This window comes from Streptococcus pseudopneumoniae, assembly GCF_001072925.1.
Classification (GTDB): domain Bacteria; phylum Bacillota; class Bacilli; order Lactobacillales; family Streptococcaceae; genus Streptococcus; species Streptococcus pseudopneumoniae_Q.
Genome location: NZ_JVHE01000063.1, coordinates 1 through 21,583, shown reverse-complemented (window position 1 = coordinate 21,583; position 21,583 = coordinate 1). Strand labels below are relative to the sequence as shown.

Below are 21,583 nucleotides of genomic sequence, written 5' to 3'. Positions count from 1 at the left end.
TCCTTTTGCTGAGTTTAGAAAAAACTTGAGTTCAGCTCTCTTTTTTGATATAATAATTAAAGTTTCCACCCTTAGTGTAATGGATATCACGTAAGATTCCGGTTCTTGAGATGGGGGTTCGATTCCCTCAGGGTGGATAGATGTAAACAAAAAAGCAACGGCGCCGTTGCTTTTTTTCTGTGTTATCCTTGCCTTTGAATATAGAACATTGATACTAAAGAAAGAAAAATAACTCCAAAACCGATAATTAAAAAGGAAGCTAAATGGACGCTCGGTAGAAAGGTCATTAACCCTTTTGCAATCGGCATAAAGAGAATCGCTAGTGTAAAAATGGTACTCAATACTCTCCCCAGATAGTCTCCATCAACCTTAGTTTGTACCTGAGTGAAAAAGTGAATATTAAAAATCGTCATAAAGAGTTCACAAACTAGGTTTCCTGAAAAAGTGAGAAAATTAGGCAGTGGCAGTCCCATCATGAAAACTCCTACGCCTGTGAGGATCAATAAGAACAAAAGTGTATTCATACTGGATTTAAATTTATTTGCAATCAATGCTCCGATGATTGAGCCAATTGCACCCATGGTTAAGATAGTTGCATAGGCTCCGTCTACACCATAGAGTTTATTTGAAAAAGGGAGCAAAAACTCAAAAGCTGCAAAAAAGAAATTCACACTTGAGGCCACTAACAAGAGAAAGAAAATTTCTTTTTGATGCCTGATATAGTGCAAGCCATCTTTGATATCCGCAAAAATATCTTTCCCTGTAAAACTCTTCTTCTCTTGAACCTTTGGTTCTTCTTTTGGAAGTAAAGCAACTAGTGCAAAAGCAATGAAAAAAGTCAAAGCATCTAGTAAGAGCGTCATATGAAGACTTGCAAATTGTAAAACAAGAAAAGAAAGCACAGGAGAACTAACACCAACAACCTGCAAAACTAACTCTAAGCGAGAGTTATAGGTCACTATCTCGTCCTTTGCTACCACCTCTGTGATAATAGCTTTATTGGCAGGCCGAGAAAAAGCAAAGGCAATTGCCTGAACAATATTAGCAAAGATTAAAGCTCCAATCATCCAGCTATCATTTCTGATAAAAGAAATGACCAGACAGAGAATCCCACAAACCAAGTCTGTTGTCATCAAAATCTTGCGACGCGAAAAACGGTCTGAAATCACGCCTCCAAATGGATTAGCTAGTATAGCTGTCACCAACTCTGAAATTTGATAAATACCTAGAACGGTTTGCCCAATCGTTCCCATCGATGCCAACCAAACACTATTTCCATAATCATAGAGCATATTTCCTATCTTGTTTATAGCTCCACGACTAATCAACTGTACTGCATATCGATTCATAAAAACTCCTCTCAAATTTTGAAACTATTGTATCAAAACTTGAAGGAGTTTCTCATTTTTCCCTTATTTGGGAAATTAATTTTTGACAAATTTATCGTAATGTTCCTGATAGTAAGCTACCTGCTCTGGAAGCCCAAACAGGTCAAAAATATTCATAGCTTCCTGCATTTGTTTACAACCTTCTTTTTTTTGCCCCTTCTGATAAAGGGCAAAGCCTTTAAGAAAGTGGAAAACATTACGCTCATAGAGTTTGATGCTCTTACCTATGATCTTCTCTATATAAGCTTCAAAGTAGCTGGCATTTTCAAAAGCAAGATGTTCTAAACAATGCTGGTAACAATTAAGGGCTAAAATCAAGACCAGTTTTCGATGGCGACCAATTTCTTTGTAGAAATCCTCCCTCTCCATCACTTCTCTACCAAGTCGAGCAACATAGTCCACATCATAAAAGCTGTAGAGATTGCCAAAGAGAATCAACTCATACATGGTCCATTCATCCGTTTGGAAAAGATAATCTGCCACCTTATCCAGATCACCTTGCTTCATAGTGAAGCTATCATCTCTTTGACAAATCAGACCTTGTAACAAAATCCAGTTCAGCTCAAAATAGAGGGGATTTGTTGAACTCTTAGCCTTTTCAAGTTGTTCTTCTTGAAGTTTTTGAAAACCTGCAATATCATTTGAGTAGTAAAGTGGAATAATCTGAGCCATCAAGCACACATGTTCATGATGTTGAAAATTTCTAGTCTTATCCATAAAATTCTCAATCGTCACGTGAATATTATCTAATATTTCAAAGAAACGTGAAGCAGCCAGATCAGACTCCCCTAATTCAAAGCGGGATAATTGGGAGGTCGAACAGGCCTCTCCTGCAGCTTCTTTTAGAGAGTAATTCTTACTGATTCGAAATTCACGAAAAACTTTTCCAAGATTTTCCATCTTACACCTGCTCCGATAATTCTTCCCACTCAAGAATTGCTTCTTCTTGACGATGGCTAATTTTATCCAGTTCTGCTTGTAATTGCATGAGTTCATCTGCATCATTGGTTGTATGCATTTGTTCAGAGATAGCTTGGGCTTGCGTTTCCAATTCTTCGATTTCTGTCTCTAGGTTTTCGATTTGTCTCATCAATTTACGCAGTTCTTTTTGACTTTCCTTTTGGGCTTGATAGTCATTAACTGGAGAAACTTCTTTTTCTTGGTCAACAGTTGCCGCTTCTTCTGCTTGGCTAGCTGCTAGCTCTGCTTTTTTATCGACATAATAGTCATAATCACCAAGATAAAGTGTTGATCCATTCTCAGATAATTCCAGCACATGAGTGGCAACACGGTTGATGAAATAACGGTCGTGGCTGACAAAGAGAAGAGTTCCATCAAAGTCGATTAATGCATTTTCCAGAACTTCCTTGCTATCAATGTCCAAGTGGTTGGTCGGCTCATCCAGAATCAAGAAGTTATTGTTTTCCATGGAAAGTTTAGCTAGGAGCAATCGAGCTTTCTCTCCACCTGACAGCATGCCAACTGATTTTTTAACATCATCACCTGAGAATAGGAAAGCACCTAGGCGATTACGAATTTCTAGTTCAGGAGTCAGCTTGAAATCATTCCAGAGCTCGTCTAAGACTGTATTACTCGGTGTTAGTTTGCTCTGAGTCTGGTCATAGTAACCAACCTCAACATTAGCACCAAAGCGCTTTTCACCCTTAATAAAGGGAATCTGGCCGACAATGGATTTAATAAAGGTTGACTTACCAATACCGTTAGGACCAACAATGGCAATAGCATTCATCTTACGAAGATCTAGGTTGATAGGTTCAGATAATATTTCACCATCATAGCCAATAGCAGCATTCTCGACCGTTAAAACGACATTACCAGATACTCTATCAGAATGGAAGGTCATATTAGCTGATTTTTTACCAGCTTCAGGCTTGTCCAATCGCTCCATTTTCTCCAGTTGCTTGCGTCGAGATTGGGCACGTTTGGTCGTTGAAGCTCGAACAAGATTTCGGTTGACAAAGTCTTCCAAAGCAGCAATTTCCTTCTGTTGCTTTTCGTAGTTTTTAGCTTCAGTTGCGAGCTTCTGCTCCTTTTGCTCCACAAAACTCGAGTAGTTTCCTACGTATCTGTCTAAAGAATGTTTGGTTAAGTCAAGTGTTATGGTCGCAACCTTGTTCAAGAAATAACGGTCGTGACTGACAATAATAAGGGCACCGCTATAGTTTACCAAGTAATTCTCTAGCCAGGCAATGGTTTCAATATCTAGGTGGTTAGTCGGCTCGTCCAAGACCAAGAGATTAGGCTTTTCAAGGAGCATTTTGGCAAGGGCTAAACGAGTATTTTGACCACCGGAAAGCTCAGCGATTCGCATCTGCCACATGGACTCGTCAAACTTGAATCCATTTAAGATAGAGCGAATATCGGCTTCATAGGTAAATCCTCCAGCCTGACGGAAATTTTCTGATAGGCGATCGTAGTCAGACATAAGTTTGTCTAATTCTGCACCAGTCTTTTCACCCATGTCCAACTCCATCTGTCGAAGTTGTCTTTCAGTCCGACGCAAATCATCAAATACATGTAGCATTTCATCGTAAATTGTATTTTCAGACTCAAAGCGACTATCCTGTGCTAGATAAGAGAGGGAAATATCTTTTTTCTTATTGATTTCACCAGTGGTTGGCTCCTCTTCTCCAACCAATATCTTGAGCAAAGTAGACTTTCCAGCACCATTTTTCCCAACGAGAGCAATGCGATCTCTTTCATCTACTTGTAGGTTTATATTATCAAAAAGAACCTCTCCAGCAAAAGAACGTTCAATTTTATTAGCTTGTAAAATAATCATACAGTTAGTATAGCATGTTTCGGTAAGCCGTTCAAGACTTGTGGTTTGGGTATATTTCATAACTATTTCAGAAACTCATGCTAACGTTTTACTAAAACTACAAATCGTGGTATAATGTAAGCGATTAGATTATATATTAAAGGAGATTTCCTATGGCTTATCAAGAAAACTACCAAAAATGGGTTGATTTCGCAGAACTTCCAGATTACCTTCGTCAAGATTTGGAAAACATGGACGAGAAAACTAAAGAAGACGCATTCTATACCAATCTTGAGTTTGGTACTGCAGGTATGCGTGGATTGATTGGTGCTGGTACTAACCGCATTAACATTTACGTTGTCCGTCAAGCAACTGAAGGTTTGGCTCGTTTGATTGAGTCAAAAGGTGGAAACGAAAAAGAACGTGGTGTAGCCATCGCTTATGATAGCCGTCACTTCTCTCCAGAATTTGCCTTTGAATCTGCAGCAGTTCTTGCTAAACACGGTATTAAATCTTATGTTTTTGAAAGTCTCCGTCCAACACCAGAGCTTTCATTTGCTGTTCGTCACCTCAACTGCTTCGCAGGTATCATGATTACTGCTAGCCACAACCCTGCTCCATTTAATGGTTATAAGGTTTACGGAGAAGATGGTGGTCAAATGCCTCCACACGATGCGGATGCTTTGACAACTTATATCCGTGCTATCGAAAATCCATTTGCTATTGAAGTTGCTGATGTAGAAGCTGAAAAAGCATCTGGTTTGATTGAAGTTATTGGCGAAGCAGTCGATACCGAATACCTCAAAGAAGTCAAAGATGTGAACATCAACCCAGCTTTGATTGAAGAGTTTGGTAAGGACATGAAGATTGTCTACACTCCTCTTCACGGTACTGGTGAAATGTTGGCGCGTCGTGCTCTTGCACAAGCAGGATTCGACTCAGTTCAAGTTGTTGAAGCTCAAGCTACTCCAGACCCAGACTTCTCAACTGTTAAATCTCCAAACCCAGAAAGCCAAGCAGCCTTTGCACTTGCAGAAGAACTTGGTCGCCAAGTAGGGGCTGATGTTCTTGTCGCAACTGACCCTGACGCTGACCGTGTCGGTGTTGAAGTCCTTCAAAAAGACGGAAGCTACCTTAACCTTTCGGGGAACCAAATCGGTGCCATTATGGCTAAGTACATTTTGGAAGCTCACAAAAATGCTGGTACACTTCCAGAAAATGCAGCCCTTTGCAAATCTATCGTATCAACTGACTTGGTAACTAAGATTGCTGAAAGCTACGGCGCAACTATGTTCAACGTCTTGACTGGTTTCAAATTTATCGCTGAAAAAATCCAAGAATTCGAAGAAAAACACAATCACACTTACATGATGGGATTTGAAGAAAGCTTCGGTTACTTGATTAAACCATTCGTGCGTGATAAAGACGCTATCCAAGCTGTTCTTGTTGTTGCTGAACTTGCAGCTTACTACCGTTCACGTGGTTTGACTCTTGCAGATGGTATCGAAGAAATCTACAAAGAGTACGGCTACTATGCTGAAAAGACAATCTCTGTTACCCTCTCTGGTGTTGACGGTGCTGAACAAATCAAAGCAATTATGGCTAAATTCCGCAACAATGCACCAAAAGAATGGAATGCAACAACTATCACTGTCGTTGAAGACTTTAAAGCACAAACATCTACTGCCGCTGATGGCACTGTAACAGCCTTAACTACTCCTCCAAGTGATGTATTGAAATACACACTTGCTGACGGATCATGGATTGCAGTTCGCCCTTCAGGTACTGAACCAAAAATCAAGTTCTACATTGCAGTTGTTGGTGAAAGCAACGAAGATTCACAAGCTAAGATTGCTAACATCGAAGCTGAAATCAATGCCTTTGTAAAATAAAAAACTATTTAAAGGTCGGGAAAAATCCTGACCTTTATTTTTGATGATAAAGTAAAAGCTGACTGTAATTTATGTCTTCTTCTATCTCTTTTGACCAGAACTTTAGTTGCTATTTCTTTAAAGATACAGAAATATAGGACAAGAAAATCAGACTTAGTCTACTGCTTTCTGCACCACCATCTATTCGCGTATCAAAACTGAGCAATTTTAGAAACTTTATGGCATACTAGACATATCAATGAAAGCGAGGTAATCTCATGGAACAATTTTTAGAAAACATCAAAGATCTTGAAGTTACAACTGTAGCGCGTGCTCAAGAAGCACTTGACAATCAAGAAACAGCAACTTTCTTCATCGGACGCAAAACTTGTCCTTACTGCCGTAAATTTGCTGGTACATTGGCTGGTGTGGTGGCTGAAACCAAAGCGCACATCTACTTCATCAATAGCGAAGAGCCAAGTCAACTTGAAGCTTTACAAGACTTCCGCTCACGCTATGAAATCCCTACTGTACCAGGATTCGTCCATGTTGCAAATGGACAAATCAATGTCCGTTGCGACTCTTCAATGTCAGCTCAAGAAATCAAAGAATTTGCTGGCTTGTAAAATAGTCTATAAAAAAGAAGGCTTGTGCCTTCTTTTTTATATCTCCGTCAATGGTGTTGCAGTGTCTGGTGAAGTATCGTAAACTTGAAAGTCTACTCCAACTCCAAGATCTGCCTGAGCTAACTGATTGACCATGGTCATGTGGGCCAGTTCCTTGATATTATTTTCCTTGGACAAATGGCCTAGGTAAATCTTCTTAGTACGATTACCTAGTGTACGAATCATGGCGTCTGCTCCATCCTCGTTTGAGAGGTGACCAAGGTCAGACAGGATACGTTGCTTGAGTCGCCATGCGTAAGATCCTGCTCGCAGGATTTCCACATCATGATTTGACTCGATCAGGTAGCCATCTGCATTCTCGACAATGCCAGCCATACGGTCACTAACATAGCCCGTATCCGTCAGCATGACAAAGCTCTTATCATCCTTCATAAAACGATAAAACTGTGGCGCGACTGCATCATGACTCACACCGAAACTCTCGATATCGATGTCACCAAAGGTTTTGGTTTTCCCCATCTCGAAAATATGCTTTTGAGATGAGTCAACCTTACCAAGATACTTACTATTTTCCATAGCCTGCCAAGTTTTCTCATTGGCATAAAGATCCATACCGTACTTGCGAGCCAGAACGCCCACACCGTGGATATGGTCTGAATGTTCATGCGTAATCAAGATAGCGTCTAAATCCTCTGGTTTACGATTGATTTCACTCAAAAGGCTTGTAATTTTTTTGCCAGATAGGCCCGCATCTACTAAAATTTTCTTTTTTGGTGTTTCCAAGTAAAATGAATTTCCACTGGAACCCGATGCTAAAATACTGTATTTAAAACCAATATCACTCATTCTAGTCTTCTAGTTCATCCTCCCAAATCTCTTCTTTCACGGCATCCTTATCGTATGGAAGTACGATAGTAAAGGTTGAACCCTTACCGTATTCACTCTTAGCCCAGATAAATCCATTATGTTGTTTGACGATTTCTTTAGCAATAGCAAGTCCTAGACCAGTACCACCTTGAGCACGACTTCTTGCCTTGTCAACACGATAAAAACGGTCAAAAATCTTTGGTAGATCTTCTTTAGGAATCCCAAGCCCTTGGTCCGAAATAGATAAAATCATCTGATCATCTGTAGTCTTCATGCTTACAGTGATTTTTCCACCATCTGGTGAATACTTGATAGCATTATTTAAAATATTATCAATCACCTGGGTCATCTTATCCGTATCAATCTCAATCCAAACAGAGTTAATCGGATAATCTCTCACCAACTCGTACTTCTTCTCCTCATCTTGACTTTTCATTTTATCAAAACGATTGAGAATAAAGGTGATAAAGGCAGTGAAGTTAATCAACTCAACATCCAAGTGACTGGTCTCATTGTCGATCCGTGAGAGGTGCAAGAGGTCCGTCACCATCCGCATCATACGGTTGGTTTCATCAAGAGAAACCTTGATAAAGTCTGGAGCAACTGGCTCTGAAAGCGCACCTTCATCTAAAGCCTCAAGATAGGATTTTACACTGGTCAAGGGTGTCCGCAACTCATGACTAACGTTCGAAACGAAAAGCCTTCTCTCACGTTCTTCCTTCTCTTGTTCAGTCGTATCATGTAGAACTGCTACTAAACCAGAGATAAAGCCAGACTCTCTACGAATCAAGGCAAAACGCACGCGCAAGCTGATATACTCGCCATTCACATTTTGGGAATAAATCATCAATTCAGGACTTTGGGTAATGAGATCTCTCAACTCATACTCATCCTCAATCTTGAGTAACTCTAAGATATTTTGATTAAGAGCATCATCCCTTTCGACTCCAAGTTGTCTCTTGGCCATATCATTAATCATGATGATTTGCCCACGACGATTGGTCGCAAGTACTCCGTCTGTCATGTAGGACAAGATACTATGCAACCTTTTACTCTCTTGTTCCAGATTTTCTTGAGTCAAACGGATTACTTCTGACAAATCATTAAGATTGTTTGTGATATTGGTAATCTCTGAACTTCCCTGCATATCCAAAACCTGAGAATAATCACCAGCAATTAAATCCTTAACCTTCTGGTTTAGCTGTCTAAGGCGAATATTATCACGACGGCTCTCAAGCAGAAGAAAAGTCACCAGCATAATAAAGCCAATTAGGATGAGGATAAAGATAAAGTCACTCGTCAAAATTGTTTGTCTAATTACTTCAATCATTATTTCTCATATAATATCCTACTCCACGACGAGTTAGGATGTATTCAGGTCTACTTGGTGTGTCTTCAATCTTCTCGCGCAAACGTCTAATAGTTACATCAACTGTACGGACATCTCCAAAATAGTCATATCCCCAAACAGTTTCAAGAAGATGTTCTCGGGTAATAACTTGACCAAGATGAGAAGCTAAATGATGTAAGAGTTCGAATTCGCGGTGGGTTAGGTCTAACTCTTCACCATATTTCTTAGCCACGTAAGCATCGGGTAAAATCTCCAAATCGCCAATCTGCAGACTTTGTAATTTCGTTTCAGGTTCTTGGTTATCAACTGAGACAATATCTGTACGACGGAGAAGAGCTTTAACACGGGCCTGTAGTTCACGATTTGAAAATGGCTTGGTTACATAGTCATCCGCTCCAAGTTCAAGCCCAATAACCTTATCAAACTCGCTGTCCTTTGCTGAAAGCATGATAATAGGAACACTACTTGTCTTACGAATAGTTTTTGCAACTTCAAGTCCATCAATCTCTGGAAGCATCAAATCCAAGATAATAATATCTGGTTGCTCAGCTTCAAATTGTTCAAGTGCTTCACGACCATTAAAAGCAGTTACAACTTCATAACCTTCCTTGGTCATATTAAATTTTATAATATCTGAGATGGGTTTTTCATCATCTACAATTAGTATTTTTTTCATTTAGTCACCTTTTTCCTTATCTCATTATACCAAAAAAATGTAAAGAAGACACGAAAGACCGATACTAGCAGCTTCTTTTCAAGTAGGCTTGCCAAATCTTTTGCTGAGGTTTAGCTAGGGGATAATTGATAAATTCTTCCGGACTTAACCAAAGGACTTCTCTATCTGCATATTCCTGTGTTTCAGTAACTCGGCCTGCAATTATCTGGATATGCCATTTACGATGGCTAAAAATGTGCTTGACCTCTTCAAAACGTAGATCTTGCCAATCAACTTCAAGATCATAGTCCTGTTCAAAACTTTCCTGTGGAGATGGTCCAAGCTGTAAAATTGGCTCCGCTACTTGACTAAAAAGGCCCAAATCCTGAGTCTGGTCTGAGAATTCATCAACTTCAATCAAGGGAAAATGCCAAAATCCAGCCAAGAGTTTTTCACTCTCATTCTTCTCTAATAGAAACTGCCCCTGATTATTTTGCACTACAAGAGCCTTTAGATAAATAGGGATTGGCTTTTTCTTGGGAGCCTTAATGGGATAGCGATCCATGGTCCCATGTTGGTAAGCAGCACTGAACTCCTTAACAGGACTCTCCTCCGGTCTTGGATTAACAGGTGCCTCAATATCTGAACCTAAATCCATCAAAGCCTGATTGAAATCACCTGGACGATCAGGATCTATCAGAACTTCCATCATCGCTTGAAATATTTTTCGATTGTTAGGATTTCCAATATCATGATTGACTTCAAACAAACGTGCCAAAACACGCATGACATTGCCATCTACTGCAGGCTGAGGAAGGTTAAATGCAATACTAGAGATTGCACCAGCTGTATAAGGACCAATCCCTTTTAAGCTTGAAATACCTTCGTAAGTAGACGGGAGCTTCCCTTCAAATTCATTCATAATCTGTTGAGCGGCTGTTTGCATATTGCGAACACGAGAATAATAGCCAAGTCCTTCCCAGGCTTTTAATAAGCGTTCCTCAGGTGCATTTGCTAAGCTCTCTACAGTCGGAAACCAGTCTAAAAAACGTTCATAATAGGGAATGACGGTATCAACTCGAGTCTGCTGCAACATAATTTCAGATACCCAGATATGGTAAGGATTCTTACTCCGTCTCCAAGGTAAATCCCGCTTATTTTCGTCATACCAGGCTAATAATTTTTGACGGAAAGAGAGAATTTTCTCCTCTTCCCACATGGTCACACCATAATTCTCCAAATCTAACATATTTCTAGTATAGCATAACCTTTTAGGATACTCAAAAAATCAAGATAGGGCTTGTTAAAATACTCTCTTAAACTCTATTAGAAAATTAGCAATTTAACCTTTCCAAACCAGCTGATTCTATCATTTTCCCTAATTTTTTGATATAATAAATTTAATGATTCTTCAAAGGAGGCATCTATGCGTTTTAATCAATTCAGTTACTATCCTGTAAGCCAGCAAGAAGCTTTACAGGAATTATCCAGCCTTGGATTCAAGTTTGACCAATCAAATTCTGATAAAGAATTATTTGAAGCTTTTGTTAGAACTTGCTTTTTCAATTACAAAAATACGGATTATCCCCTCTCAACTTTAGCGGTTGATAAAGAAACTGATCTGCTCACTTTCTTCAATTCTGATCGTGAATTAACTGCAGAAATTTTCTATACTGTTGCCTTTCAGTTGCTTGGTTTCAACTACTTGACAGACTTTGAAGATGGTCTTGCTTTTCATAAAGAAACGGCATTCCCTATTGTATACGGAGATTTGATTGACAATCTCTATCAACTCCTTAACACGCGCACTAAAAAGGGAAATACCTTGATCGATCAATTGGTTAGCGACGGTCTTATCCCTGAGGACAATGATTACCACTACTTCAATGGCAAGAGTTTGGCAACCTTTTCTTCAAACAATGCTATTCGGGAAGTTGTTTATGTGGAAAGTCGTATTGATTCTGATAATGATGGACTGCCAGATCTTATCAAGGTAAATATTATCCGTCCATCTTACCATGACAAAATTCCAGCTGTTATGACGGCAAGTCCTTACCATCAAGGAACCAATGATAAAGCAAGCGATAAAGCTCTTTACAAAATGGAATCTGAGCTAGAAGTCAAGGAACCGCATGAAATTTCTCTAGAAAAACCAACATTAGACTTGGTTGAACCTGTTGGAGAAGCTGAACTCGTTCCAAAAGCTGAAGAAAAACTCACTCATATCAATAGCAGCTACACACTTAACGACTACTTCCTTCCAAGAGGATTTGCAAATATCTACGTATCTGGTCTTGGAACCAAGGATTCTCAAGGTCAAATGACCAACGGAGATTACCGACAAGTTGAAGCCTATAAAAATGTCATTGATTGGCTCAATGGTCGTTGTCGTGCCTTCACAGACCACAGTCGTAAACGTCAGGTCAAGGCTGATTGGTCAAATGGAAAAGTTGCAACTACTGGTATTTCTTATCTAGGAACAATGTCTAATGGTCTTGCCACTACAGGAGTTGATGGTTTAGAAGTCATTATTGCTGAAGCCGGTATTTCTTCTTGGTACAACTATTACCGTGAAAATGGTCTGGTAACAAGCCCTGGTGGCTATCCAGGGGAGGACTTCGATTCATTAGATGAATTAACTTATTCTCGTAATCTCTTAGCTGGTGACTATATTCGTGGAAATGACGCTCATAAAGCTTCCATAGAAGAACTCAAGAAAAATCTAGACCGTAAAACTGGGGATTATAACCAATTCTGGCATGACAGAAACTACCTACTTAATGCCCACAAGGTCAAAGCTGAGGTTGTTTTTACACACGGTTCACAAGACTGGAATGTAAAACCACTTCATGTCTATCAAATGTTCAATGCTCTTCCAAGCAATATTAAGAAACATCTCTTTTATCATAACGGTGCCCATGTTTATATGAACAACTGGCAGTCTATTGATTTCCGTGAATCCATGAATGCCCTGTTGACTCAAAAATTATTGGGGCATGAAACTGATTACCGACTTCCAAGAGTCGTTTGGCAAGACAATACTGCTCCTCAAACCTGGATGACTCTTGAAGATTTTGGAAATCAAACTGACCACAAAACTTTCACATTAGGTACTGAAGAAGCTGTCATTCAAAACCACTATCAAGACTCAGACTTTGAACGATTTGGAAAAACTTACCAAACCTTTAACAATGAACTCTATCAAGGTAAGGTGAATCAGGTTACTATTGACCTACCACTGACAGAAGACATTCATCTCAACGGTCGTGTTAAACTAAACCTCCGTCTCAAATCAAGTACAAACAAAGGCTTACTATCTGCCCAACTTCTCGAACTTGGTCAAAAGAAATACCTACAACCGTATCCAGGAGTCTTGTCTGCTCGTACGATTGATAATGGTCGTTACCACATGCTGGAAAATCTTTGCGAGCTACCGTTTAGCCCAAATGCACAGCGCGTTATCACCAAAGGCTATCTCAATCTTCAAAATCGTCATGATTTACTGAAAATTGAGGAAGTTAAGCCTGATGAATGGATGGAATTTCAATTTGAACTCCAACCAACTATTTACAAACTAAAAGAAGGCGATACAGTACGTCTCGTTCTTTACACAACAGACTTTGAGATTACTGTACGTGACAATACAGACTATCACTTGACTGTCGACCTTGCACAGTCTAGTCTTGAGATTCCTTTTCAAAGGGAGGTAACTGTAGATGAACAAAGCCGAACAAAGACACCAGCTCATCCGAGCCCTAATCACTAAACAAAAAATTCATACCCAAACTGAATTACAAGAACTACTGATTGAAAACGGAGTACAGGTCACACAAGCAACACTTTCAAGAGACATTAACCTGATGAATCTTTCTAAGATTCGTGAAGGTGAACACTCCTATTATTCAATCAACACTGGCTCTACATCCAAGTGGGAAAAACGGCTAGAAGTTTATATGGAGGAAGCCCTCTACATGATGCAACCCGTCCAACACCAAGTTGTTATCAAAACCTATCCAGGTTTGGCACAATTCTTCGGATCTATCTTGGACGCCCTAAACTTCCCTGAAATAGTCGCTACTATCTGTGGAAATGATGTCTGTTTGGTTATCTGCGAGGATAAGGAACAAGCTCAATCTTGCTTTGAACGCCTCAAACAATTTGCACCACCTCTATTTTTTGATCGGTAACAAAAACCCGTGATGACTATCATCACGGGTTAATTTTATGATTTATTATTTTCAGCTTGCTTTTTAGTTCTTGCTAGTCTCAAAGCTCTATTTGGATTGAGGCGATTAAACAGTTCTTCTAACTTCTTCTCATTCCAGACATCTGCTGCAGAAACAAAATTTCCATCAGCATCACGGAAAGATATCGGTTTATCTCCCATAGCTATCTCCTAGTCTACAAATTCAAACTCAAACTTACCGATACGAACCAAATCTCCATCCTTGGCGCCACGGGCACGGAGAGCTTCATCGACTCCCATACCTCGCAACTGACGAGCAAATTTCATAACAGACTCATCACGGTCAAAGTTAGTCATGTTAAAGAGTTTGATGAGTTTTTCACCTGAAAGTACCCAAGTTGCATCGTCATCACGACTAATTTCAAATGGTTTTTCTTCTTCATCAAAGCCATAATAAACTTCTTCTTCCATTTCTGACTCATCATAAAGAAGAAATTCTGGGGTCTTATCAAGAAGTTCAGCCGTTGCGTCCAATAAAGGTGCTAAACCTTGTTTGGTCAAACCTGAGATTGGGAAGATTGGCGGTAATTCTTCAAATTCATCATAATTAGCAGCCAATTTTTTCTTGAATTCTTCGAGATTTTCTTGACTCTCTGGCATATCCATCTTATTAGCAACAATGATTTGGGGACGCTCCATGAGACGAAGGTTGTAAGATTCCAACTCTTTGTTAATAGCTAGATAATCTTCGTAAGGATCGCGACCTTCACTGGCTGACATATCGATGATATGAAGGATAACGCGAGTACGCTCAATATGGCGAAGGAACTGAGTTCCCAAGCCCACGCCTTGACTAGCACCTTCAATCAATCCAGGAAGGTCTGCCACTGCAAAGGACTCACCTGATTGGGTACGGACCATACCAAGATTAGGAACGATTGTTGTAAAGTGGTAGGCACCAATTTTAGGTTTTGCAGAGGTAATTACGCTGAGCAGAGTTGATTTTCCAACTGAAGGGAATCCAACCAAACCAACATCAGCAAGGATTTTAAGTTCTAACTGTAATTCGCGCTCCTGACCAGGTTCTCCATTCTCAGAAATCTCAGGAGCAGGATTTTTGGGTGTTGCAAAACGGATATTTCCACGACCACCTCGACCACCGTGAGCAACGATAAACTCTTGGCCGTGCTCAATCAAGTCAGTGATAACTTTTCCAGTCTCAGCATCACGCACAGTTGTCCCTTGAGGTACACGGACAATTAAGTCTTCTGCCCCTCTACCATGCATTCCTTTAGTCATCCCTTTTTCACCCGATTGGGCCTTGAAATGACGATTATAACGGAAGTCCATCAGGGTACGTAAACCTTCATCTACAACAAAGACAACGTTACCACCACGGCCTCCATCACCTCCCCATGGACCGCCATTAGGGACATATTTTTCACGGCGAAAGGCAACCATCCCATCGCCACCATTTCCAGCCTTGACCTTGATCTTGGCTGTATCTAAAAACATACTCATATTCTTTTCTCACTCTAAAAAGGGCTGGGAAATCCCAGTCACCAACTATTACTACTTGCTAGAAAAACTAGCATTTTAAAATCTGCTAAATACACCGATGGCTGTAGCAAAGATACCTGCTAGGGTTACAAATAACATAATCAAAACGACAAACATTGTTAGTTTTTCAAAGAAAGTTTTTTTACGTTTCCCATTATCACCAAATGCCATTTTTTCTCCTTTACTATTCTTAAAATTCATCTGATACAGGAGCGATTGCCCACAAAATCAAGTAAGCAATAAGTCCAGCACCATAACAGAAAGCTAGAACTCCCCAAATCACACGTACAATTGTAGGGTCAATATCAAAATAATTAGCTAAACCAGCGCATACACCACCGATTTTTTGATCTCTACCACTTCTCATAAATTTCTTTTTCATTTTTTTATTTCCTTTCTTTGATTCGATTAATCGTTCAAATATTTTCTTAAATGACTCAACTGTTTTCTAGAAGCTTTCAACATACGTCTTGAACCCTTGACCGGCATAGACACTGCTTGTTGTGGTATATAAAATACTGTCTTTAAAATGCGTTTCGTAACAGGTTCATCTGCAGTCAATTCTTTTTCAAAATTATTTGAAATAATAACATCTAGATAGAATTCATGCACTCTCTTAGCAAAATTCTCAGCTGAAATTTCATACAATTTTTCAGCCAAAAGTTTCTCATCCATCTTTGGAGTTGCAATTAAAGCTTCTAAAATAGCACCTGCTAAATCTCTCTCTTCATAATAAAGAGTTCCAAACATTTTATGATTGATGAGGTTATCAAGATAGGGATTTCCATGAGCTATTACCGGAGTCTTACTTGCAAGACTTTCAAGATAGGTCAAGCCTTGCGTCTCACTAGTTGAAGCTGAGATAAAGAAGTCAGCCGCCTTATAATAGAGCGCTGTCTCACTTGGGGCAATCATACCAGTAAAGATAACAGAATCTTGAATCTGTAAATCTGATGCTTGCTCCTTGAGATTTTCCAGATAAGGACCATCTCCAGCTACGACTAATTTAACATTTTGCTCTTCTTTTAGAATATCTGGAAATGCTGCCAGAACGGCTTGAATGTTCTTCTCGTAAGAAACACGTGAAAGGCTAAGAAGCATCTTTTCATCTTCCTTAATACCTAGTTTAACCCGTAAGTCTGCGATATGTTCTGGTCCAATCTCAGGTCGTTCAAACTTGGCTAGCTCAATCCCTGTAGGAATAACACGCTTTTCAACTTTGACCTTATAATCTGATAGAAGGTCTCGCACAATTTCACTTGGACAAATCACTCCATCAACATCATGAAGAAAGCCTCTCACAAGATACTTGACCATACTTGGACGAATCAACATTCCTTTAGCAATATAGTGGACATAATCTTCGTACTGGGTATGATAGGTATGAATAACAGGGATTTTCAACTCACGCGCTATCCAAATCCCTAATAAACCAAGAGAAAATTCAGTCTGCGTATGAATAATATCCAGCTTGTATTGCTTGGCAATCTCAAGAGCTTTTGTAAATCCACGATAGGCGAAACGTCGATCCTTAAAGGCAAAGAAAGGAACACTAGGGATACGGATAATCTGCCAGTCTTCATAACGATTGACATCCTTATCGGTTGTCGTGAAGATAAAGACGGCATGGCCTTGCTTTTCAAGTTCTGTTTTTAAGGTTCGAATACTGGTCGCAACACCCGAGACCTGCGGGAAATAAGTATCTGTAAATAATCCAATTCGCATATACTACCTCATTTTTTTCCTAAAGCTGCTTGCTCCCGATAGAATTTTAGCCAGATTTCAAGAAGATGCTCTTCTGAATATTCTCTTGAAATGGCCTTAGCCTTTTCTTTTAATTCTTTTAGTGCTTCTGGATGCTCTTGATATTCCAAGATAGCCGCTTTCATCTCTTCTACATCACTTGTTGGTCTGTAATTTCCTTCAAGAATGACCTTGTAAAGATCTAGATCACGAAGCATAATGGGTGCTTCACAACTCGCAGCCTCTAAAATAGTCATTGGAAAGAGCTCGTTATAACTTGGAAGCAAGAAAAGATCAGCCAAGGCATAGAATTCTCTCATCCTTTCTGGATCAACAATCCCTGGGAAAATTAGATTTTCAGGAGGGTTATCCATAATCTTTTTATAGCGTTCATAACCATCGGTTATTCCCCCAAAAGAGAAGCCCCCAGCCCAAATAAAAGTGATATCAGGTAATTCCTCAGCTAGAGTGATAAAGTCATCTATTCCTTTACGCTTCTGAACCTGACCTGCACCAACGACTACAAACTGATTCTCATCAATTCCCATATCTTTACGAAGTTGTTCAACTTGCTCTATAGGAAGTGGATGCCATTTTTCTTTGTTGACAAAGTTAGGAATATAGGTCACTTTTTCACGTGGAATTCCAGCAGCAACCAAATCCTCAATGAAGGTAGGATTGACCACAACCAGATGCTCCATACGGTCATAAAAAGAAAATACATAGCGTTTGACAATCCCCTTTAAGAAGAATGGAATCTTCAAACTACCTTCCAAAGTATCCGGTAAGAAGTGAACATAGCCAATCTTACGTCCAGAACGTTTTTTCTGAAAGGTCGAGAGGTAATAAGGAAAATCAATCGTATGAAAATGAGTAACATCCGCTTCGATTGGAAGATTTTCTGTTACGATCAGTTGGTCTTTCGCATCTCGTTTTAAAAGCTGTACCAGTTCACGGTATGCACCAGACACACCTTGGCCTGCCACTTTTTCACTTGAACTTAGCATGTTGATGCGTAATTTCTCTTTTTCCATAGTAACCATTATACCATTTTCTTCAAATAAAATCAGCATATAAAAAGAGAGATAGCATAAAAGCTGGAAATTCCTGGCGTCTACACTATTTCTCTTTTCATAATATACTTACTTGATACCTAAAGCGATACGAGCGTAACGGCTCATTTTTTCAACTGTCCAAGCTGGATACCAGACTAATTTGACTTCAACGTTGGTAACCTCTGGAACATCTGTCATAGCATCATAGATTTGGTCAGTTAAAAGATCTGCCAAGGGACAACCCATGGTTGTCAAGGTCATATCAATTTCAGTCTCACCTGTATCGCCATCAAAACGAATTTCGTAGATTAAGCCTAGATTGACAATATCAATCCCCAATTCTGGGTCAATCACTTCTTCTAGTGCTGTCAAAATACGTGTTTTGATATTTTCGATTTGTTCTTCTGTGTAAGCCATCTTCACTCTCCCTCAACTTAATCTTCAATGAAATCACGAAGTGGTTTGCTTCGACTTGGCTGGCGAAGTTTTCTTAAAGCTTTTGCCTCAATCTGACGGATACGCTCACGAGTCACGTTGAAGACTTTACCAACATCTTCCAAGGTACGCATTTTCCCATCATCAAGACCAAAACGAAGTCGAAGAACATTTTCTTCACGATCTGTAAGAGTATCCAAAACTTCATCTAACTGTTCACGCAAAACGATGCGAGTTGTGTAGTCCACTGGATTTTCAATCACTTCGTCCTCGATAAAATCACCAAGATGGCTGTCATCCTCTTCACCGATAGGTGTTTCAAGAGAAACAGGTTCTTGGGCAATCTTGAGAATTTCACGAACCTTATCAGGTGTCATATCCATGCGTTCAGCGATTTGTTCAGGAGTTGGATCTTGTCCCAATTCTTGAAGAAGATTACGTTGTTCACGAACAAGCTTGTTAATTGTTTCCACCATGTGAACTGGGATACGGATGGTACGAGCTTGGTCAGCAATGGCACGAGTAATGGCCTGACGAATCCACCAAGTCGCATAAGTTGAGAATTTGAACCCTTTAGAGTAGTCAAATTTATCAACGGCCTTCATCAAGCCCATGTTTCCTTCTTGGATCAAGTCAAGGAACTGCATTCCACGTCCAACATAACGTTTAGCGATAGATACTACCAATCGAAGGTTTGCTTCTGCAAGGCGTTGTTTAGCTTCGATATCACCCGCTTCAACAGCAAGAGCCAATTCTTTTTCCTCTTCATTTGTAAGCAGAGGAACAACCCCGATTTCTTTCAAATACATACGGACAGGGTCATTGACCTTAGCTGAGGTTGAACCGATCAAATCTTCATCAGTCAACTCTGGTTCTTCCTCAGTGCTCAAAACACGCGCACTTGGATTTCCTTCGTTGTCCGTAATTGAGATACCCGCATCTTGAATACGTTGCAAAAGATTCTCAATACCTTCCACATCTAAAGTAAAGGGTATTACTAGGGCGTTATTGATTTCGTCATCTGTTGCTGTACCAGTTTTTTTATGATTGCGAATAAATTCCGCTACTTGGACGTCAAAGGTTGTTACTTCTTTTTGTTTTGTTGCCATTCTTACTCCATTCTTCTTTTTTGGGCAATTAAGCGTTCTAGCTCTTCTAATGCGGTGTCTGTATCACCGACATGGCTAGCTTCCTGAACTTTCTTTTTAATTTGCAGATTTTCCTGATTCAAAAGAGCTCTTTTTCGAGACTCTTCCACTTCAGCTAACTCGTGAGGGGACATCTCAGGTGGCAAATCTAAGGCTAGGACTTGATACCAAGCACTCTCCACTTCTCTGGTCTGATGAGCCAAATCCTCAGATGAGATACTTCCATTATCAATCAAGAGTCCATACAAGGTCTGAAACTCTGGTGTTTCAAAGATAAAGTCATCTCTTAAGCGGTAGTCATTGAGCACCAAGGGATGTTCCATCATTCGATAGAGGATATGGGCCTCTGCTCTCATCACTGCTGTCAGTTGCTTGGTGACAGACATGGTGATAGGACTGGGACTATAGGTCTCCTTGACCTTCTCCTTTCTCTGTCTAACACGACTTTCATTGACAATATGTTCAACTTGCTGATAGTCAAAAGATGGCAAGTGATCCGTCAAAATGTGAATGTAGGAATTCTGAGCTGTGATAGAGGGTTCCTTGGCGATTAAGGGAGCAATTTTCTCTATAAATTCAATCTGAGCTTGTAGATTTTCACTGTTTTCCGGTCTGAAATGATGGATGTAAAACTCAACAGGACTGATGCGTGTATTGGTTAAGAGATAAGCCAAGTCTTGAGGAGAGTTTTTCTGCAAATATTCATCTGGATCCATCGCGTCAGGAATCTGGACTACTTGGACAGGTATATCTTTAAGCTCGTCCAAGGCTTTAGCCGTCGCAGCTTGCCCAGCCTTATCTCCGTCATAGGTGACGATCACTTTTTTGGTAAAGCGTTTCAGATGCTCCACATGTTCACTCGTCAGTGCGGTACCCATAGAAGCAACTGCATTTTCAATACCAGCACGATAAGCCGCAATGACATCCATAAATCCTTCCATCAGGTAGATTTCAGGAGCCTTGCCCGAGCCTTTTTTTACCCTCTCCAAATGATATAATTCGTAACTTTTGTTAAAAATTGCCGTCGCTCTACTATTTTTATACTTTCCAGTTTGAGAATCAGTCTCTTGCCATACACGACCAGAAAAGGCAATCACCTTTCCTTGATCATTTGAAAGAGGAAACATAATGCGATTATGAAAGGTAGCAAAGAATTGGTTACTCTCAGATAGATAAAACAAACCCGAATCCAGCAAGTCCTTCTCACTATAATCATCTGCTAAACGCTGATATAGATAAGAGCGTTCTGCTGGAGCTAAACCAATCATAAAATGCTTGAGAACATCATCTGTTAAGCCACGTTTATAGAGATAGTTTCTCGCCTCCTCACCCATCTTCGTCGTCATGAGAATGGCATGATAAAAACGAGCAGCTTTCTCATGCATATCATAGAGATTTTGATGGGGAGACCTAGGCTTTACAGAACTTTGAACAGGAGCTGCCATCTGAATCCCAAGTCTCTCAGCTAATATCCTCACTGCATCCGCAAAGGTTACCTGCTGATACTCCTCGATAAACTTAAAAACATCTCCAGAACGACCACATCCAAAGCAGTGGTAAAATTGCTTATCCTCGACCACATTAAAGGAAGGGGTCTTTTCACCATGAAAAGGACAGAGCCCTAAAAAGTTCCGTCCAGATTTTTGTAAAGAAATCACTTCTCCTATGATTTCGACAATATTGGTATTGTTTTTGATCTCTTCGATGAGTCTCTTGTCAACCATAGACAATACCTCCATTTTATCACAGTTTACTCTAACTAGTATAGCTTATTTCTGAAAAAAAGTAAACCATTTCATACACTTTACATGAGACTATTTCATAAGTTTCCAGCTATCATGAAAAACTGAATCTTCTGAGCAAATCATTCTAATATTTGAAAGAAAAACAAAAGAAATAAAATCCTATTTCACTTG

General features: G+C 39.8%; 20 protein-coding genes and 1 tRNA gene. 5 read left to right on the top strand and 16 right to left on the bottom strand.

Annotation, left to right across the window (positions count from 1 at the left end; genetic code table 11):
* Positions 1 to 65 precede the first annotated feature (65 nt).
* Positions 66 to 137, top strand: a tRNA-Arg gene (locus tag ADH81_RS03820).
* Between the two features lie 45 nt (positions 138 to 182).
* Here ADH81_RS03820 and ADH81_RS03815 read toward each other — a convergent pair.
* From ADH81_RS03815 to ADH81_RS03805, 3 genes are all read right to left on the bottom strand, one after another.
* Positions 183 to 1,349 carry an MFS transporter gene (locus ADH81_RS03815; protein WP_049526578.1) on the bottom strand — a complete coding sequence of 389 codons (1,167 nt, stop codon included), beginning with the start codon at positions 1,347 to 1,349 and terminating at the stop codon, positions 183 to 185.
* A gap of 75 nt (positions 1,350 to 1,424) precedes the next feature.
* The gene (locus tag ADH81_RS03810; RefSeq protein ID WP_049526577.1) at positions 1,425 to 2,288 is read right to left on the bottom strand and encodes an XRE/MutR family transcriptional regulator; all 864 of its coding nucleotides are present in this window, start codon (positions 2,286 to 2,288) and stop codon (positions 1,425 to 1,427) included.
* A gap of 1 nt (position 2,289) precedes the next feature.
* Positions 2,290 to 4,191: an ABC-F family ATP-binding cassette domain-containing protein gene (locus ADH81_RS03805; protein ID WP_049526575.1), complete on the bottom strand. Its 1,902-nt coding sequence runs from the start codon at positions 4,189 to 4,191 to the stop codon at positions 2,290 to 2,292.
* 152 nt (positions 4,192 to 4,343) lie between these two features.
* Between ADH81_RS03805 and ADH81_RS03800 the strand changes: the two genes are divergently transcribed.
* Positions 4,344 to 6,062: a phospho-sugar mutase gene (locus ADH81_RS03800; RefSeq protein ID WP_049526573.1), complete on the top strand. Its 1,719-nt coding sequence runs from the start codon at positions 4,344 to 4,346 to the stop codon at positions 6,060 to 6,062.
* Positions 6,063 to 6,319: 257 nt separating this feature from the next.
* Complete coding sequence (locus ADH81_RS03795) at positions 6,320 to 6,667, top strand: thiol reductase thioredoxin (protein ID WP_049526571.1); 348 nt, start codon at positions 6,320 to 6,322, stop codon at positions 6,665 to 6,667.
* 36 nt (positions 6,668 to 6,703) lie between these two features.
* On the opposite strand, the gene ADH81_RS03790 is transcribed toward ADH81_RS03795, so the two are convergent.
* From ADH81_RS03790 to mutY, 4 genes are all read right to left on the bottom strand, one after another.
* Entirely contained in the window at positions 6,704 to 7,513 is an 810-nt protein-coding gene (locus ADH81_RS03790; protein WP_045763287.1) for an MBL fold metallo-hydrolase, read from the bottom strand.
* A 1-nt stretch (position 7,514) separates the two neighbouring features.
* Positions 7,515 to 8,864, bottom strand: a complete 1,350-nt coding sequence (gene vicK / locus ADH81_RS03785) for a cell wall metabolism sensor histidine kinase VicK (protein ID WP_049526569.1) — start codon at positions 8,862 to 8,864, stop codon at positions 7,515 to 7,517.
* A complete protein-coding gene (gene yycF, locus ADH81_RS03780) occupies positions 8,857 to 9,561 on the bottom strand; it encodes a response regulator YycF (RefSeq protein WP_000722070.1) in 705 nt (234 codons plus the stop codon). Before yycF ends, vicK begins: the two co-directional genes overlap by 8 nt.
* 64 nt (positions 9,562 to 9,625) lie before the next feature.
* The gene (gene mutY, locus ADH81_RS03775; protein ID WP_049526567.1) at positions 9,626 to 10,789 is read right to left on the bottom strand and encodes an A/G-specific adenine glycosylase; all 1,164 of its coding nucleotides are present in this window, start codon (positions 10,787 to 10,789) and stop codon (positions 9,626 to 9,628) included.
* Between the two features lie 177 nt (positions 10,790 to 10,966).
* On the opposite strand from mutY, the gene ADH81_RS03770 reads away from it, so the two are divergent.
* Both ADH81_RS03770 and ADH81_RS03765 read left to right on the top strand, forming a co-directional pair.
* Positions 10,967 to 13,306: a Xaa-Pro dipeptidyl-peptidase gene (locus ADH81_RS03770; RefSeq protein ID WP_049526566.1), complete on the top strand. Its 2,340-nt coding sequence runs from the start codon at positions 10,967 to 10,969 to the stop codon at positions 13,304 to 13,306.
* A complete protein-coding gene (locus ADH81_RS03765) occupies positions 13,257 to 13,727 on the top strand; it encodes an arginine repressor (protein ID WP_049526564.1) in 471 nt (156 codons plus the stop codon). The genes ADH81_RS03770 and ADH81_RS03765 overlap by 50 nt, the downstream gene beginning before the upstream one ends.
* 35 nt (positions 13,728 to 13,762) lie before the next feature.
* On the opposite strand, the gene ADH81_RS11290 is transcribed toward ADH81_RS03765, so the two are convergent.
* From ADH81_RS11290 to dnaG, 9 genes are all read right to left on the bottom strand, one after another.
* Positions 13,763 to 13,927, bottom strand: a complete 165-nt coding sequence (locus ADH81_RS11290; protein WP_049502767.1) for a hypothetical protein — start codon at positions 13,925 to 13,927, stop codon at positions 13,763 to 13,765.
* Between the two features lie 9 nt (positions 13,928 to 13,936).
* Positions 13,937 to 15,247 carry a GTPase ObgE gene (obgE, locus tag ADH81_RS03755; RefSeq protein ID WP_049526562.1) on the bottom strand — a complete coding sequence of 437 codons (1,311 nt, stop codon included), beginning with the start codon at positions 15,245 to 15,247 and terminating at the stop codon, positions 13,937 to 13,939.
* Between the two features lie 75 nt (positions 15,248 to 15,322).
* A complete protein-coding gene (locus ADH81_RS03750; protein ID WP_000863850.1) occupies positions 15,323 to 15,457 on the bottom strand; it encodes a DUF4044 domain-containing protein in 135 nt (44 codons plus the stop codon).
* 19 nt (positions 15,458 to 15,476) lie between these two features.
* A complete protein-coding gene (locus ADH81_RS03745) occupies positions 15,477 to 15,668 on the bottom strand; it encodes a PspC domain-containing protein (protein WP_000726417.1) in 192 nt (63 codons plus the stop codon).
* Positions 15,669 to 15,694: 26 nt separating this feature from the next.
* Positions 15,695 to 17,011 carry a glycosyltransferase family 4 protein gene (locus ADH81_RS03740; protein ID WP_049526559.1) on the bottom strand — a complete coding sequence of 439 codons (1,317 nt, stop codon included), beginning with the start codon at positions 17,009 to 17,011 and terminating at the stop codon, positions 15,695 to 15,697.
* 8 nt (positions 17,012 to 17,019) lie between these two features.
* Positions 17,020 to 18,102, bottom strand: a complete 1,083-nt coding sequence (locus ADH81_RS03735) for a glycosyltransferase family 4 protein (protein ID WP_080979269.1) — start codon at positions 18,100 to 18,102, stop codon at positions 17,020 to 17,022.
* Between the two features lie 69 nt (positions 18,103 to 18,171).
* The gene (locus ADH81_RS03730; RefSeq protein WP_000331926.1) at positions 18,172 to 18,501 is read right to left on the bottom strand and encodes a metal-sulfur cluster assembly factor; all 330 of its coding nucleotides are present in this window, start codon (positions 18,499 to 18,501) and stop codon (positions 18,172 to 18,174) included.
* A gap of 17 nt (positions 18,502 to 18,518) precedes the next feature.
* The gene (gene rpoD / locus ADH81_RS03725; RefSeq protein WP_000201894.1) at positions 18,519 to 19,628 is read right to left on the bottom strand and encodes an RNA polymerase sigma factor RpoD; all 1,110 of its coding nucleotides are present in this window, start codon (positions 19,626 to 19,628) and stop codon (positions 18,519 to 18,521) included.
* 2 nt (positions 19,629 to 19,630) lie between these two features.
* Positions 19,631 to 21,391 carry a DNA primase gene (gene dnaG / locus ADH81_RS03720; protein ID WP_049526558.1) on the bottom strand — a complete coding sequence of 587 codons (1,761 nt, stop codon included), beginning with the start codon at positions 21,389 to 21,391 and terminating at the stop codon, positions 19,631 to 19,633.
* Positions 21,392 to 21,583: the final 192 nt, after the last annotated feature.